At 60.6% G+C, this 15,451-nt stretch carries 11 protein-coding genes; 6 read left to right on the top strand and 5 right to left on the bottom strand.

Translation table 11 applies throughout. From position 1 onward, the window contains the following. Positions 1 to 41: 41 nt before the first annotated feature. The 5 genes from HG262_RS03970 to HG262_RS03990 are packed head-to-tail and all read right to left on the bottom strand — an operon-like array spanning position 42 to position 3,977. Positions 42 to 767 (bottom strand): amino acid ABC transporter ATP-binding protein, encoded by a 726-nt coding sequence (locus HG262_RS03970; protein WP_169269915.1) that lies wholly within the window; start codon positions 765 to 767, stop codon positions 42 to 44. A 14-nt stretch (positions 768 to 781) separates the two neighbouring features. Beyond that, on the bottom strand, positions 782 to 1,741 hold the full coding sequence (locus HG262_RS03975; protein ID WP_169269808.1) for an agmatinase: 960 nt from the start codon (positions 1,739 to 1,741) through the stop codon (positions 782 to 784). A 32-nt stretch (positions 1,742 to 1,773) separates the two neighbouring features. After that, the gene (locus HG262_RS03980) at positions 1,774 to 2,445 is read right to left on the bottom strand and encodes an amino acid ABC transporter permease (protein ID WP_169269809.1); all 672 of its coding nucleotides are present in this window, start codon (positions 2,443 to 2,445) and stop codon (positions 1,774 to 1,776) included. Further along, complete coding sequence (locus HG262_RS03985; protein ID WP_169269810.1) at positions 2,435 to 3,115, bottom strand: amino acid ABC transporter permease; 681 nt, start codon at positions 3,113 to 3,115, stop codon at positions 2,435 to 2,437. Before HG262_RS03985 ends, HG262_RS03980 begins: the two co-directional genes overlap by 11 nt. A gap of 10 nt (positions 3,116 to 3,125) precedes the next feature. Beyond that, complete coding sequence (locus HG262_RS03990; RefSeq protein ID WP_169269811.1) at positions 3,126 to 3,977, bottom strand: transporter substrate-binding domain-containing protein; 852 nt, start codon at positions 3,975 to 3,977, stop codon at positions 3,126 to 3,128. A 148-nt stretch (positions 3,978 to 4,125) separates the two neighbouring features. Between HG262_RS03990 and HG262_RS03995 the strand changes: the two genes are divergently transcribed. The 6 genes from HG262_RS03995 to avs3b all read left to right on the top strand — a co-directional run bounded on the left by HG262_RS03995 (position 4,126) and on the right by avs3b (position 15,305). Beyond that, positions 4,126 to 5,037, top strand: a complete 912-nt coding sequence (locus HG262_RS03995) for a LysR family transcriptional regulator (protein WP_169269812.1) — start codon at positions 4,126 to 4,128, stop codon at positions 5,035 to 5,037. Between the two features lie 149 nt (positions 5,038 to 5,186). Beyond that, entirely contained in the window at positions 5,187 to 5,978 is a 792-nt protein-coding gene (locus HG262_RS04000; RefSeq protein ID WP_169269813.1) for an amino acid ABC transporter substrate-binding protein, read from the top strand. A 24-nt stretch (positions 5,979 to 6,002) separates the two neighbouring features. Further along, a complete protein-coding gene (locus HG262_RS04005; protein ID WP_006223039.1) occupies positions 6,003 to 6,656 on the top strand; it encodes an amino acid ABC transporter permease in 654 nt (217 codons plus the stop codon). Positions 6,657 to 6,693: 37 nt separating this feature from the next. Continuing rightward, a complete protein-coding gene (locus tag HG262_RS04010) occupies positions 6,694 to 7,446 on the top strand; it encodes an amino acid ABC transporter ATP-binding protein (protein ID WP_169269916.1) in 753 nt (250 codons plus the stop codon). Positions 7,447 to 8,341: 895 nt separating this feature from the next. Further along, positions 8,342 to 14,644 (top strand): AVAST type 3 anti-phage nuclease/ATPase Avs3a, encoded by a 6,303-nt coding sequence (avs3a, locus tag HG262_RS04015; RefSeq protein ID WP_348984363.1) that lies wholly within the window; start codon positions 8,342 to 8,344, stop codon positions 14,642 to 14,644. Continuing rightward, positions 14,610 to 15,305 carry an AVAST type 3 anti-phage proein Avs3b gene (gene avs3b, locus HG262_RS04020; RefSeq protein WP_169269815.1) on the top strand — a complete coding sequence of 232 codons (696 nt, stop codon included), beginning with the start codon at positions 14,610 to 14,612 and terminating at the stop codon, positions 15,303 to 15,305. The genes avs3a and avs3b overlap by 35 nt, the downstream gene beginning before the upstream one ends. Positions 15,306 to 15,451 lie beyond the last annotated feature (146 nt).

The raw sequence follows: 15,451 nt of genomic DNA on the forward strand, positions 1-15,451 counted from the left end.
TGTCTTGTCGTAAGGCCGGCGCGCCCGGGCGCCGGGCCGGGTCAGTGGGGAAGGATCTTGGAAAGGAAGCGCTGGGCCTGCGGGCTGGCGGCGTCGCGGAAGAAACGGTCGGTGGGGCTGTCTTCAATGATGGCGCCATCTTCCATGAAGACCACGCGATTGGCCACGCGCCGGGCAAAGCCCATTTCGTGCGTCACGACCATCATCGTCATGCCTTCTTCCGCCAACTCCACCATCACGTCCAGCACCTCGTTGACCATTTCAGGGTCCAGCGCCGACGTCGGTTCGTCAAACAGCATGGCCATCGGGTCCATCGACAGGGCGCGGGCGATCGCCACCCGCTGCTGCTGCCCGCCGGACAACTGGCCGGGATGCTTGTGGGCATGCGCCGACAGGCCCACGCGCGCCAGCAATGCGGCGGCCTTGGCGCGGGCGGTGTCGATGTCGCGCCCCAGCACGATCTGCTGGGCCAGCGTCAGGTTGCGCGTGATGTCCAGGTGCGGGAACAGCTCGAAGTGCTGGAACACCATCCCGACCTTGGTCCGCAGCTTGGGCAGGTCGCGGGACGCGGTGACCGAATCGCCGTCGATCAGGATGTCGCCCTTCTGGATGGGTTCCAGTGCGTTGACGGTCTTGATCAGGGTGGACTTGCCCGAACCGGACGGCCCGCAGACCACCACGATCTCGCCCTTGGCGACGCGGGTGGAGCACTGCTTGAGCACGTGGTGGCTGCCGTAGTACTTGTCCACCCCGCGGATTTCGATGATGGGTGCGGTAGTGTTCATTTGTCGTAGTGCCCCGCGCGGATCGAGGCGCCGATCAGGTTCAGGATCAGACGGCCGGCGGTGATGCAGGAGATCTGGTTCAGGTCTTTCTCCGGCTGGATCTCGACGATGTCCATGCCGACCACGCGGCCCTTGCGCACCAGCCCATGGATCAGCTTGCGGGCCTGCACGAAGGTGACGCCGCCAGGCGCGGGGCCGGCGACGGCGGGCATGGTGGCCGGGTCCATGCCGTCGGCATCGATGGTCAGGTAGTAGTTGCCGCCGTCGGGAATGCGTTCCAGCACGGCGTCCATGCCCACATCGTGCAGCTCGTAGGCGGTGACGAGCTCGGCGCCATAGGCGCGGGCGGCCACCAGTTCTTCCGGCCGGCCGCTGCCCTGGGCGCGCAGGCCGATCTGGATGATGCGGTCCACGTGCGCCATTTCGGAGGCGCGGCGGATGGGGCTGGACAAGCCGTCGCGCACGCCGTTGACGTCGTCGCGCCAGTCCAGGTGGGCATCGATGTGCACCAGCGTGATCGGGCCTTTCTGGTCCAGGCCGCGCAGGATGGGCGTGGTGATGCCATGGTCGCCGCCCAGCACGATGGGCACGGCGCCGGCGGCGGCGATTCGGCGCACGGCGGCTTCGGCGCGCTCATAGTGTTCGCCGCGCGGTTTGGACAGGTCGGGGATGATGTCGCCGCAGTCGACGAAGCGAATGTCATCGCGGCCCTGAAGCAGCGGGCCGTCGATGTCGAAGTCGTAGTGCCCCGGGCGGCGCACGACGCGGTCGGTGGCCTGGCGGATGGCGGTGGGCGCGTTCGTCTGGTCGTTGCTGAAGTCGGCGGCGGAATAGGGCGACCCGTAGGGCATGCCCAGGACCGCGATGTCGGCCTGGAGGTTGTCCAGGTCCAGCGCCAGCGTCGAATACAGCAAGGTCGGGTGGCCGGTGCGGGGAGGGACGGTATAGGTGCTCATGTCTGGATTCCTTCAAAAGGCGGTTAAGGGGATCAGGCCTGGGCCTTCGACGAGGCTCGGCGCCGCGCCACGGATTCCAGGCGGCGGCCGATGCTGGCCATCAGCACGCTGCACAGCCAATAGATCAGCGCGGTCGTGCCCAGCACTTCCAGGTACGCAAAGGTGTTGGCCGTCAGCAGATTGCTCTGGTAAGTCATTTCGGGCAGGCTCATCACCGAGAAGATCGCCGAGTCCTTGAACATCATGATGACCAGGCTGGTGGTGGGCGGAATCAGGTAACCGAACAGCTGCGGCACGACGATGTGGCGCTGCGTCTGCCAGTACGTCATGCCCAGCGACAGCGACGCGCTGGTCTGCCCGCGCGGCACGCTTTGCAGGGCGGCGCGCAGGATTTCGCAGAAGTAGCCGCCCGTGTAGAACGCCGTGCAGCCGATGGCGACCGACATGGCGGAAGCCGGCACGCCCAGCTTGGGCAGCCCGAAGAACGACAGGTATACGAGGATCAGGTACGGAATGTTGCGCACCAGCTCCACGTAGCCCAGCGCCAGCGGGCGCAAGGGCGTGCGCGACTGCGCCGCGTAGGCGGCCAGGGTGCCGATCAGCATGCCCAGGGGGATGCCGATCACGCTGACCAGCGCGGTGATCCGCAGACCCTTGAGCAGCACGGGGATGGATTCCCCGACGATGGACAGGTCAATGGGCATGGGGCAGCATCCTCGATACGCGCCGCTCGCACAGCCTTGAGACGGCCGACAGGCAGAACAGAATGATGAAATAGACCACCGCCGTCACCGTGAACACCTGCAGGGGCAGGTCGCTTTGCAGCGTGGCGTTGCGCGCGACCGTGGCCAGTTCAGGCACCGCGATGATGGACATCAGCGACGACGCTTTCAGCAGAATGGTGAGTTCGCTGGTCAGCGGCGGGATGGCGCGATAGAACACCTGGGGCAGCAGCACATAGCGCCAGATCTGCCGGTGCCGCATCCCCAGGGCGCGGGCGGCGGCCACCTGTCCGCCGGACAGCGTGCCCAGCGCGCCGCGAAGGATCTCGACGATGTAGGCGCTGGTGTTACAGGCCAGCGCGCCGATTCCCGCCGCGATGGGGGACACCGAGATGCCCAGCAGCGGCGGCACCACGTAGTAGGCGATCAGCATGTGGATCAGCGCGGGCGTGCCCCGGATGGCGCTGACCCACAGCATGACCAGGCCGCGCAAGGGCGCATAGGGCGACATCCGCGCCAGCAGCAGCACGACGCCAAGCACGATGCCGATGGCGAAGGCCGCCGCCGATGCCGCGAGGGTGATGGCCGTGCCCGAGACGACGCCGTCCAGGAACGGCGCCAGCGCGCCGTTCTGATTCAACCATTCCAGCATGGCGGCGCGCTCAGATGGCGCCGGCGGGCAGGTAGTTGGCGCGCGGAATGTCCATCGGCGCCCCGAACCACTTCTTTTGCAGTTCCAGCAGCTGGCTGGATGCGCGCAGTTCATCGAATGTGTCGTTGACGAACTGGCGGATCTCCAGGTCCTGCGGATTGGCGACCCAGGCCAGCAGCTTGGCTTGCCCGATTTCGCCTGCGATGCGGAACGCGCCCGGCTGTTTGCGCATTTGCACGGCGGCGATGTTGGAAGGCATCAGCGCCACGTCGACGGTCTTGTTGGCCAACGCGTTGGACACGTCCGGGTAGGCCTGGAACAGTTTGGTGTCGGCATAGCCCTTGGCGCCGGACTCCTTCAGGCGCTTTTCGAATTCCTCGGCCACCGGCTGCGACGACGACCCCATCTGGGTGCCGATGATCTTGCCCGCGATGTCCTTGTCCTGCTTGATCGACGCGTCGTCCGCCCGCACCATCAACACGGACCGGACCACGCCCACCGGCTGGGTGAACGCGAAGCGCTTGGCGCGTTCCGGCGTGATGCCCACACTGGTCGCCACCAGGTCGAACTTGCGCGACATCAGCCCTGGCAGCAGGCCCTGGAAGGGCAGGTTCATCTGTTCCAGCTGCACGCCCAGCTTGGCGGCCATCAGTTGCAGCACGTCGTGGCCATAGCCCACGACCTTGCCGTTTTCAACGAATTCGAACGGTTCGTACGCCGCCTCGGTGCCCACGGTCAGCTTGCCGCGCTTCTTGATGTCGGCCAGTGAGCCGCCCTCGGCAAACGACAGCGCGGGCAGGGCCAACACGGCCCCGGCCGCGAGGGTGGTCGTGACAAAGCGCCTTCTGGACAGGTTCTGCATGATTTTTCCCTTGAAATATCGTGATGTTCCGGCCGCCGGGCTGGCGGCCCCGGATCGGGTCGCCGCGGGAATCTGCGCTCCCTGGCGCCAGCGGTTGAAGAAACTGTATTCCCCCGCATCGGTCATGAAAAATGATTTTTTTAGTGGTATGGTTTCAAAATTCGATACCTTTCAAAATGGAACACCCGTGGCCCGTCCGGCGTTCACCGAGCGCGATCTGCGCTCCCTGCGCATCTTTTGCGCGGTTGCCCAGGCCAACGGCTTCGCCGCGGCGGAAAAGCAGCTGAATATGTCCAAGGCCTCGATCAGCCGCCATGTGCGCGAGGTCGAGGAAACCCTGGGCGTGCGCCTGTGCGACCGGGGGCCGTCCGGCTTCGAACTGACCCAGGCGGGAAAGGTGGCGCTGGAACTGGCCCGCGACGCGTTGAAATCGCTGGCGCGCATCCGGCCAGAGATCGACGCGGTGCGCGGCGTCCTGTCGGGCACGCTGTCCATCGGCATGGTGGAACACGTCATCACCGACGCCGACTGCCAGATCCCGCTGGCGCTGGCCGCCATGCGGGAGGCGGCGCCCGACGTCAAGGTGGAACTGACCGTGATGACCTTCAACGATCTGGACCAGGCGCTGCGCGAGCGGCGCGTGCAGATCGCGGTGCGGGGGATGTACCGCCGCGAAAGCGGATTCCATTACCAGCGGCTGTTCGTGGAACGGCACCGCCTGTTCGTGGCGCGCGGCAGCCTGGACCGCGCCCGCGACCTGCCGCTGGTGTATCGCTCGCACCCGTTCGTGCACGATGCGCTGGGCGAATACGGGTTCGCGCGCGGGCCGGAGGCCACGGGGCTGGAGGCCATCGCCATGCTGGTGTCGTCCGGCCATTACCTGGGGATGCTGCCCCAGCACTATGCCGATTCGGTGTCCCGGCGGCACGCCTTGACGCCGTTGCCGGACGGGCCGGTCTATGAAAACACCATCAGCGCGATTACCGAGGTGTCGCGGCCGGGCACGCGAGCGGTCGAACTGTTCCTGCGCTTGCTGGAACGCTTCCATCCCGCGCAGTAGCGGGTGATTTTCCTGGCTGGGCGGGCAGGCGGCAGGGGGCGGAACGGCCTTCCGTGGGCCGGTTGCGCAGTGACGCTAAAATGGCGGCTCGCGGCTGATTGTCCAGCCACTCCGGCTTCTTCATTCCTGCGCCCGGCGCACCCATAACTATGAAAAAACTGACTGCTGTTTTCCTCGTGTCCGCAACCACGATGCTGACCGCTTGCGGCCCCAGCGACAACGCGCCGGCCGCCAGCACGCAAGCGCCGGCCGCCGCCAAGAAGGTCGTGGTGGGCCTGGACGACAATTTCCCGCCGATGGGTTTTCGTGACGCGAGCAATCAGATCGTCGGTTTCGACATCGACATGGCCAAGGAAGCCAGCAAGCGCCTCGGGATCGAAGTGGAATTCAAGCCGATCGACTGGAGCGCCAAGGAAGCCGAGCTTAACGGCAAGCGCGTCGACGTCTTGTGGAACGGCCTGACCATCACCGAAGAGCGCAAGAAGAACATCAGCTTCACCGCGCCGTACATGGCCAACCACCAGATCATCATCGTCGGTACCGCGTCGCCGGTGAAGGCGAAGGCCGATCTGGCCGGCAAGACCGTGGGCGCGCAGGACGGCAGCAGCGCCACCGACGCCATCGCCAAGGACCCGGTTGCCGCCCAGATCAAGGAAGTGAAGAAGTTTGGCGACAACGTCACGGCCTTGATGGACCTGGCCGCCGGCCGCCTGGACGCCATCGTCGTGGACGAAGTGGTGGGCCGCTACCTGATCAGCAAGCGCGCAGGCGAGTACCGCGTGCTGGAAGAGAACTTCGGCACCGAAGACTACGGCGTCGGCGTGCGCCGTGACGACACCGAGCTGCTGGGCAAGCTGGACAAGACGCTGGACTCGATGAAGCAGGACGGCACCGCCGGCCGCATCGCGACCCAGTGGTTCGGCGCCAACATCATCAAGTAATCGGCAAGCGGCGCGATTTACTGAATGGATTACGTACTCTCCCTGTTGGGGCCCATGGCGGAAGGCGCGAAAGTGACCTTGACGCTGTTTTTCATCACCCTGGCCCTGGCCGTGCCCCTGGGGCTGGTGCTGGCGCTGGCGCGCATTTCGAAATGGCCGCTGCTCAGCAGCCTGGTCAACGGCTACATCTGGCTGATGCGCGGCACGCCGCTGATGCTCCAGATGCTGTTCATCTATTTCGCGCTGCCGTTCGTGCCGGTGGTGGGCGTGCGCTTGCCGGACTTTCCGGCGGCCGTGGTGGCGTTCGCGCTGAACTACGCGGCGTACTTCGCCGAGATCTTCCGCGCGGGCATCCAGTCGGTGGACCGCGGCCAGTACGAAGGCAGCAAGGTGCTGGGCATGACCTATCTGCAGACGCTGCGCCGCATCGTGCTGCCGCAGATGGTGCAGCGCGTGCTGCCGCCGATGAGTAACGAGACCATCACGCTGGTGAAGGACACGTCGCTGATCTACGTGCTGGCGCTCAACGACATCCTGCGGACGGCGCGCGGGATCGTGCAACGCGACTTCACGACCACGCCGTTCCTGGTCGCCGCCGCCTTCTATCTCCTCATGACGCTGGTATTGACGTGGTTCTTCCAGCACATGGAAAAGCGCTATGCCAAATATGACCAGTAACCCGGCGCCGGGCGCCGACGCGGCCGTGCGCCCCGTCATGATCCAGGCCCGCGGCATCACCAAGTCGTTCGGCGTTAATCGCGTGCTGGACCAGGTGTCGCTGACGCTGGGCCAGGGCGAGGTCGTGGCGGTGATCGGGCCGTCGGGGTCGGGCAAGAGCACGTTCCTGCGTTGCCTGAACCATCTTGAGACCATCGACGAAGGCAGCATCGACGTCGAAGGCGAGACCATGGCCCGCGCCGTCGACGGCGGCCGCAGCCAGTACGCCAGCGATGCCGATGTGCGGCGCATCTGCCGCAAGATGGGCATGGTGTTCCAGTCGTTCAACCTGTTCCCGCACATGACGGTGCTGCAAAACATCATCGAAGCGCCGCTGACGGTCAAGGGCATGTCGAAGGCGCAGATCGTCCCGAAAGCGGAAGAGCTGCTGCGCAAGGTCGGCCTGCTGAACAAGCGCGACAACTATCCCACGCGCCTGTCGGGCGGCCAGAAGCAGCGCGTGGCGATCGCCCGCGCGCTGGCGATGGAACCCGACATCATGCTGTTCGACGAACCCACGTCCGCGCTGGACCCCGAACTGACGGGCGAGGTATTGCGCACGATGAAGCAGTTGGCCGACGAGCGCATGACCATGCTGGTCGTCACGCACGAAATGGGCTTCGCCCGCGAAGTGGCGCACCGCGTCATTTTCATGGACGAAGGCCGCATCGTGGAAGAAGCGCCGTCCGCGGACTTCTTCCGGGCGCCGCAGCATGCGCGCAGCCGGGAATTCCTGGCGCATATGCTGTGATTGCTGTCGAAGTTCATTTGAGGTGGAAGCTCGGCGCCCTGGAAATCAACGACTTAGTGAATTGTGGTTCATTCACTCAGTCCGCAATGGTTCATTGAACTTGGCATTCTTCCCCAGAAAGTTCATTGACCTTGGATGCTGACCTAGTCCATCGCATCACTATGCTCTTCAGTCCCAGGCCCCTCGCGTCCCCTAAAACGGCGGTGAGCTAGACCTGGCCGACGAACGACCACTACCGGCCACGAGCGGTCGCCTAGAAAGCTTCGCTGAATGCCCGCTTCAGGCTGGTAGCGGTCACCAAAGCCTGAGGCGTCGACGGCTGCTATCGATGCATCGCGGACGTCGGATTACTGTGCCTGTTTGGCCATTTTTACTAGTGGATCCACCGTTCAACCCACCCACGCTGCCCCAGCGACGGCCAACAAACTGCATTGCAAGCTCCAACAGTCGAGACTGTGCAGCCCAACTTCGATCCTCGCTAGACAGCCCCTTGGCGGGAGCACCGCCTTCTCCTCTGCGGGCCGGTATGGTGCGTCGACAGTTAAGCCGGGCGGAGATTTGGGTGGCGTCTGCGAAATGACGGCTTGTATGGCTTGTACAGTGGCAAAATGACTGTATAAAAATGTAGCGTCAGCCGATAATCCTAACGTCGACACCGGAGCGTGCGCTAAGTCGGATTTGGTGGAAGCTGTAAACAGCAGCCGTTTCAAGGTTGAGCTGGCTCAATTAGTGAACTGCGGTTGAGCAAGTCTCGCGGACGTACATATAGGTCCCGACCGAACAGCGGGAAGCCGGTGGCACTGCGTCGTGACGCTCCGAAAGCAATCTTTCAGTCCTCATGAACTCAAAAACAACTACAGTTGGCGCCACAACCACCGACTCCGACTTGGTGCGAATGAGCAGAGACGGAGACCAGTTCCATTACCACTGGGCCGCGCGCCACTGCCTTTCGCTCTTGCCCGGAGTGAGCGACTTGGTCGCCATCTCTATTGAGGGCGCATCCGCTGCCGAAGGCCCAGGCTCAGCCAACGAAGGCGATGAACTCATCGACGTGGGGTTCTACTTTGGCAGCGAGTCCCTGAAGGACGCCCGCCTAGTTCGCTATGTGCAGCTGAAGCATTCCACGCAACGTGTGCAGAAGCCCTGGACAGCCAGCGGGCTAAAAAACACGCTTGAAGGCTTCTCCGAGCGGTTTGCGAAACTGCGTAAGACGTTCACCTGGAAGGAGCTTAAGGACAAGTTGCGCTTTACCTTCACGACGAACCGTCCTATCGATGAAAAAGTGGCTGAGTCGCTGGAGGACCTTGCAGAGGGGAAGCCAGCGAGACATTCGTCAGTCGCGAAGACGCTACTTGGTTATGTTAAGGGGCTCGACAGCGAAACTGCAAACTTCTTAGCTCTCTTCTCCGTTGAAGCAGGTGAGCCCGACCTATGGAATCAACGCAATCTACTGTTCAAGGATGTAGGAAAATACTTGGCCGAGGCAGACTCGGACGCACCACTTCAGCTCAAAGAATTGGTTACTAAGAAGGCCACCTCAGAGCACGCCTCAAACCCGTCCATTCGTCGCCTCGATGTTCTGCGAGCACTTGGGGCCGACGAGGCGGACCTCTGGCCTGCAAAGTGTCTGATTGCTGAGCCTACCGACGGTGCATTTCCTCGCGAGCAGGAGCGAGAGATTCGCACGATTCTGGAGTCCACCACTCAACCTGTCGTCCTTCATGCCGAAGGAGGAGTTGGAAAGTCCATCCTCGCGTGGCAACTTTCCAAGTCTTTCCCTGAAGGTTCCGTAGCGGTGCTCTATGACTGCTTTGGCGACGGACTGTACAGAAGCTCCCAACACTTCCGGCATCGACAAAAAGACGCCCTCCCGCAGATTGCAAATGAGCTCGCTGCTCAAGGGCTATGCAATCCTTTGATTCCAATCCGCGGAACGGATAGCAAGCAGTACATGCGTGCGTTCCTTGCAAGACTGACTCAGGCCGTCGGTCTGCTCCGGGCCAAAACGCCCTTTGCCAATCTCTATTTGATAGTCGACGCTGCCGACAATGCCGTTATGGCAGCTACTGAGTTCAATGATGCGGCCTTCGTGCCTGACCTCATTCGCACGGAGATGCCAGACGGCGTCAAACTGGTCTTTACTTGTCGGACCCATCGGCGAGACCATCTGCGAGCTCCGCCCGACGCGACGCACGTTGAACTGCGCCCGTTTAGCCGTTTGGAGACAGCAAAGCACCTCAAAAAGTACTACCCGAACGCGACTGACAAAGATGTCGCCGACTTCGATTTCTTAAGCAGCTCCAACCCACGAGTTCAGGCGCTAGCACTCAGCCGAAAACTGCCGTTAGAATGCATGTTGAAGGCGCTCGGACCATCACCCTCCACAGTTGAGCGGGCAATTGCCGAACTGCTGGAGCGCGCAGTCGAAAAGCTCAAGTTTCGAGAAGGCTCTATCGAAGCAGAACAGATTAACCAAATCTGCCAGGGCTTGGCCGTGCTGCGACCGCTCGTTCCAATCGCGGTGCTAGCTGAGATTTCGGGAACTACTGAAAGTGCGGTACGAAGTTTCGCCTATGACTTAGGACGACCGCTGCTGGTCAAAGGTGGCAGTCTTCACTTCCTGGATGAGCCTTCCGAGACCTGGTTCCGCGAGCGTTTTTGGCCAAACAAGGCAAAGTTGGCGACGTTTCTGGACCGATTGAAACCCCAAGCTGCCACCAGCTCCTACGTCGCATCAACAATTCCTCAACTGCTTCTTGCCGCGGGGCGAATGGATGAGTTGGTTGACCTGGCCCTTTCTGCTGATGGCCTACCTACGTCGAACCCACTCGAGCGCCGTGATGTGGAGGTCCAGCGCCTGACCTTTGCGCTAAAGGCCTGCCTGCAAGAGAAACGCTACGCCCCGGCGGCGAAGCTCGCACTTAAGGTGGCAGGCGAACTTGCCGGTGTCGAGCGACAGAATGACCTGATACAGGGGAACACGGACATCGCCTCTGCACTTCTTTCTCCAGACCGCATCGACGAACTGGTGTCTCGACGTACATTCGGAGGAAGCTGGACAGGCGCACATCATGCCTATGAAGCAGGCCTGCTGGCGGGCCGTCCGGAATTCATTGCTGAAGCACGAAGCCGCCTAAGAATGGCGACAGATTGGCTGTATTCCTGGGCGAGGATGGCGCATGAAGAGCATGAGGAAAAAAACGAGCGCGTCGAAACTAGCGATATGGCCGAACTCGCAATGGCCAAATTGCTTGCGGAAGGACCGGAGCACGCAGTCAGTTTTCTTAGAGGGTGGACGCCTAGGTCTCTCTCGATGGCCGCCGGAGGCATCTTGGCGCGTCGGCTTGTGGACCTTGGTCGATACGACCTTCTTGACCAACTTGCGGAACACGGTGCGCAAGATGTATGGCTGATGCTAGGCCTGGCAGCGGAAGCGTGCGACGGCGGACACTCACTGCCTTCCAAGCCTGTGGCAAAGCTCATGCGTGCATTGAGTTCCCGTCGCATTCAACTGCAAGAACCAGGTGGTCATAGCGCTAAATGGAGCGTACTAAATGGTGTCACGTCCGCTGTTCTACAAGCGCTGAGAGTGCTGCCACGTGATGACGCGACGTGGGCAAATGTCATACGCCGTTACTTACCGGACCATCCCCCCCGAGACCTGGCGGAGCGGTATGCGTCCGACAGGTCTACGCTGCTGAGAGCGTACACGCTTGAGGCTGCCTTGTTGGGCAAGCAACTCGCGCTCATCGACTTGGCTCCAAAGGAAATCCGAGAAGAGCTGGAAAAGAAGCAGAGTCATTACAGCGTAAGTTCTGATGCCGAAGCGTTTAACAGGGGGACGGGCGGTGTCTTCGCTTGGTACCGACTGAGCGCGGAAATTGCCTGCGGCAGAACCACGGCAGATTTCAGCGAGGCCGCACAGGAAGCACTCAAGGCAACGAACGCAGCTAGGTCCAAGGACTACAGCAACGTCTTCAATCTAGACCAAGTCGCTGCACTGGAATGGATAAGGGCGCTACGCGATGCGTCAATTTCTGACGTCACGTCACTGGCTCCATATCGGGCCTGGTTTGAAGAGAAGGCGAAAGCTATCTGGCCCGCCACCATGGCAGGCGTCTGTCGCTTGGCCGCCCGTACAAAGGTACTCGAGAGCTTTGCGCTCGAGGTGTCCGTCAAGGCCTACGAAGCTATAGAACAAAATCGCGAGCACGCTGAGTCCAGAGTCGAGTCCTACCAAATTCTGGCGCGTGCCGTTTTTCCGGCCAGCATAGCGGAGGCCCGCAACTACTTTGAGCGGGCAGTGGAGATGTCGAACCGCGTTGGGCAAGAGAACTTGGCCCGATGGGGCGCGCTCATTTGCCTGGCCGAAGCGAGCGGAAGAGACAGTCCCCCCCGGCCCGAGTCCGCCTACCGCCTGGCACGAGGCACGGAGCTGGCGTACGAATATGTGGAAAGAGACAAGCACTTCGATTGGGGACGCACAATTGATGGATTGTTGAGCTTGTGCCCAGCCTCGACAATCGCCTCTCTCAGTCGCTGGAGAGACCGCAGGTTCGGTTATGCAGACAAGCTTCTAAAAATTGCAACCGACCGCCTTGTAAAGCGCGGCTTGCTTCCGCGCATCGCGCCTATTGCGCTATGCCCGATTGGCGAAGAATGGGCGCGCGCCGAAGACCTGGTGAAAGCGGTCGAACACGAATCGAATATGGAAGTACAGCGGAAAACGCTCAGCGTTGGCTATCGCTACCTAAGGGTCAGTTCGCCGTCGCTGGAGGAACTTGAAAGGGTTTCTGAGCTGGCACGCACTTGTAACTTCGTGGCTCCAGACATCGACAGGCTTCTCGCCCAAGCGAGGGTGCCTAAGCGTGAGGGTGGGAACTCCGCTCGGCAATACGCACCGGAGACGCCAAAGAAACGAAGCGACCCAGACTGGAATGTCCTATTCAAGGGGGTCGACCTAACAAGCTCCGCGGAACTACGTGCGGCGTATCTGCACCTTAGGACTTTCGACCCGCCTTATAAAACTGACGAGTTCTACCAAGAAGCACTACAACGATGCGGTTTAGGCCGAGCGGCCGAATTCTGTCTTGCTATTTCGCAGTGGCCAGAATTTGGGAGCTATGAGCTCAGGCAAATTTTCGGCGTGCTCGGAAAACAAAACATCAAGCCGGTTTCTCTGCGCAAAGCGATGACAGAAGTGGTGCTATCCGTATGCCGAACAAATCCTGAATCGGCTAGGAGAAAAGGATGGTGGAGCTCGTTTCCGTACAGTGAGATTATTGACGAGGGCATTGTTAGCGACGGCCAGATTGTGGACGCAGTGCTTGAGGGGTTTCTAGCCAAGGTCACAGTGCTAACAGCCGGCGAGCTCTTCCAGATGTTGGAGCCGTTGGCCTCTCGTTTGACAAACGATGAGGCGGACGACGCACTGCATTTTGGGTTATCTCTCCTCGAAAGTGACCTTCATCCTGACGATGGCGATGGACCCTGGAATGAGGGCATGAAGCCGCTCGACAGCTGCGAGGCTGCACTGGCTGGTTACCTCTGGGCAGGGTTAGGTTCACCAACCACTTCTGTACGTTGGGAGGCCGCACACGCCGTTCGAACGACTATCGAGCTTGGCTGGAAACCGGTTGTGAATGCGCTTGCGAAGTTCGCAGTCGTCGGTTCACCCGGAGCGTTCGTCGACAAACGGTTTGTCTTCTACGAATGGCATTCCCGTCTGTGGCTCACCTTAGCGCTAGCTCGGTGTGCGGCCGAGCACCGAATCATGGTGAGCATGTTTGGCGAATTCCTTTTGATGTCCGCCAAGGAGGAGCACGTACTATTGCGCCATTTCGCAGCCTGCGCTTTGCACGAACTACCTGAACTCCTAGGTGAAATGACCGCGCTGGGCTCGCCTGAGAAAATCAACGCAAGTGAACTTCCGCTCGTTGAGCATGACGCCTACAGGAGGCCCGAGGTAGAGACCCAGCCATCCAACGACTCGTCGGGCGATGGGGTAGATAAATACTACTTTGGCATTGACATTGGCCCATATTGGCTCGAACCTCTCGGTCGAGTCTTCGGCATCTCGCCGAGTGGCATTACTCGACGCGTCATCGAGGCTATCAGCGAACGTATCGGGGCTATCACCACCAAGCACTACGATGACATTCGTTATAAGAGGGGCGTGTTTCAACACGAGCAAACCAGGCACTCGCACGGAACCATGCCGAGAGTGGAAGACCTTCAGGTCTACAGCGCCTATCACGCAATGATGATAGTGGCAGCTAGGCTGCTTAAGACCCACTCAGTTGGCAAGGCGAGTTACAGCTTAGAGGATGAGTTTAGCGAGTGGCTTGAGCGTCATCTTTTGAAGTGCAAGGATGGTATGTGGGCCGCCGATAGGCGCGCCCCTCAGCTATCCAAGTCTCCACCCGTGTCCGGCCAGTATGGTGACAAGGAGTGGCGCTGGCAGGTAACTGCTGAGCACCTTGATAGTCTTCTTGAGACTGACGAAGGGCTGCTGGTTGTAGCGGGGGATTGGACAAGTGGCCCCCAGGAGTTCCAAGAGGCTATTTCCGTGACCAGCGCGCTGGTGCCGAGAGCTACCGCGACAGCGTTTCTCGCTGCGGCGCAAACTTCCTCGAACCCAAACGACTATTTCTTCCGGTACGACCAAGAACAAGGGACTCCAAACGAGGAGGACATAACATCCGAAGGAGGTCTCCCTGAGCCCACATTGAAATCGGGCTCTCATGGACAGTTCAACCTTCATCGTTGGATATCTGATCGAGGAGAATCCTACGGAATTGACGACTACGACCCATGGGGTGAACGCGTGAGCGTTCCGGGCGATGAGCCGAACGCTGCAACTATCTCGGCAATGGGCCTGACCTCAGCGGACGATGCGCGAACATGGGTGACCAAGAGTGGTGCGCACGTTCGAAGTGAGACATGGACCCATTCGGATGGGTATGGTCGTGAGAAGGAAACCATTCCTGGTACCCGCTTGAGTGCTGACAGAGCGTTTCTGAAGGAACTCCTCACCGCCAATCCAGAGCATTGGCTTGTTGTCAGTCTTAGTCTGCGTCGACGGGGCTCGCGATACAGCTCAAGTGACGAAGATTTGGGCTCGTACGTACCACCTTATGTTCGCTACTACCTGATTAAAGAAGATGGAATCGCTAGAACGCTCAAGCGCAGTAATTGACCTCGGCAAGCGGCTTGTCACCCAGTTGAAGCTTGGGGATGATGAACTTGCTCAGTGGATGGCACACGCGCTCGCTGAGCGAATCAAAGATGCAGAAAATGCCCCTCCTGAGAAACGAGTCGCAGCACAAAGCTCCTGCAAGGAACTGGTTTTTCAGCTGTGGGAGCGAAGATATAGCCTTCCCACTCAACTTCGCCCCTTGAAGAGTCTGGAGCCGCTTCTACGGACGCTCAATTCACTTGATACGACAAGCGGTCCGCGATTTCGCTTCATGCAGGAGCGGCCTGCCGACATGAAAGTCGATGAGGGTGTCGAGAAGACGCTCGACTTGGCCATGAAACTTGACGACGCAGCGCGGATTCTGGTGCAGTACTTCCTGGCCACAGCGGCAGAGCAAGCCTCAGAGGAGACGCAGCCTTGGATTCAGAGTGCCATTGACGCAGGAGCGGACGTGTCGCTAGAAGTCCGCGTTATTAGATTTGTGGATAGTGGCCTTGACCGTTCCTCTGAAGCAGCGAAGATGGCCAAGGAAGCGTTGAATGACAAGATACAGAAGCTTGAGGTTTTTGCATCTCTTGCGGCAGCCCTCGCAAAGGACTTGAGAGCAAAGCACGGCCTGCTGACCGATGAAGCGGACGACGCCGAACCAAATGATGAATGATCGGGTCCGCTGGCAATGTGGTGCGACAGGCTGAAGTCGACAGCTTTGTGGTGGTTGCGGTCATCCGTGACGCAGAAAAATACGTCTGCAATCGCTGCACAGCAGCCGTTGACCGAGGAACTCCGAGCGGCCGAAGTGGGTCTGAA

This window comes from Achromobacter sp. Bel, from assembly GCF_012928505.1.
Taxonomy (GTDB): Bacteria; Pseudomonadota; Gammaproteobacteria; order Burkholderiales; family Burkholderiaceae_B; genus Achromobacter.

What these genes read in the sequence shown, in the direction of transcription:
- HG262_RS03985 (WP_169269810.1), bottom strand. Translation starts at nt 3,115, where the DNA reads ATGCTGGAATGGTTGAATCAGAACGGCGCGCTGGCGCCGTTCCTGGAC.
- HG262_RS04005 (WP_006223039.1), top strand. Translation starts at nt 6,003, where the DNA reads ATGGATTACGTACTCTCCCTGTTGGGGCCCATGGCGGAAGGCGCGAAA.
- HG262_RS03990 (WP_169269811.1), bottom strand. Translation starts at nt 3,977, where the DNA reads ATGCAGAACCTGTCCAGAAGGCGCTTTGTCACGACCACCCTCGCGGCC.
- avs3a (WP_348984363.1), top strand. Translation starts at nt 8,342, where the DNA reads ATGAGCAGAGACGGAGACCAGTTCCATTACCACTGGGCCGCGCGCCAC.
- HG262_RS04000 (WP_169269813.1), top strand. Translation starts at nt 5,187, where the DNA reads ATGAAAAAACTGACTGCTGTTTTCCTCGTGTCCGCAACCACGATGCTG.
- avs3b (WP_169269815.1), top strand. Translation starts at nt 14,610, where the DNA reads ATGGAATCGCTAGAACGCTCAAGCGCAGTAATTGACCTCGGCAAGCGG.
- HG262_RS03980 (WP_169269809.1), bottom strand. Translation starts at nt 2,445, where the DNA reads ATGCCCATTGACCTGTCCATCGTCGGGGAATCCATCCCCGTGCTGCTC.
- HG262_RS04010 (WP_169269916.1), top strand. Translation starts at nt 6,694, where the DNA reads ATGATCCAGGCCCGCGGCATCACCAAGTCGTTCGGCGTTAATCGCGTG.
- HG262_RS03975 (WP_169269808.1), bottom strand. Translation starts at nt 1,741, where the DNA reads ATGAGCACCTATACCGTCCCTCCCCGCACCGGCCACCCGACCTTGCTG.
- HG262_RS03995 (WP_169269812.1), top strand. Translation starts at nt 4,126, where the DNA reads ATGGTTTCAAAATTCGATACCTTTCAAAATGGAACACCCGTGGCCCGT.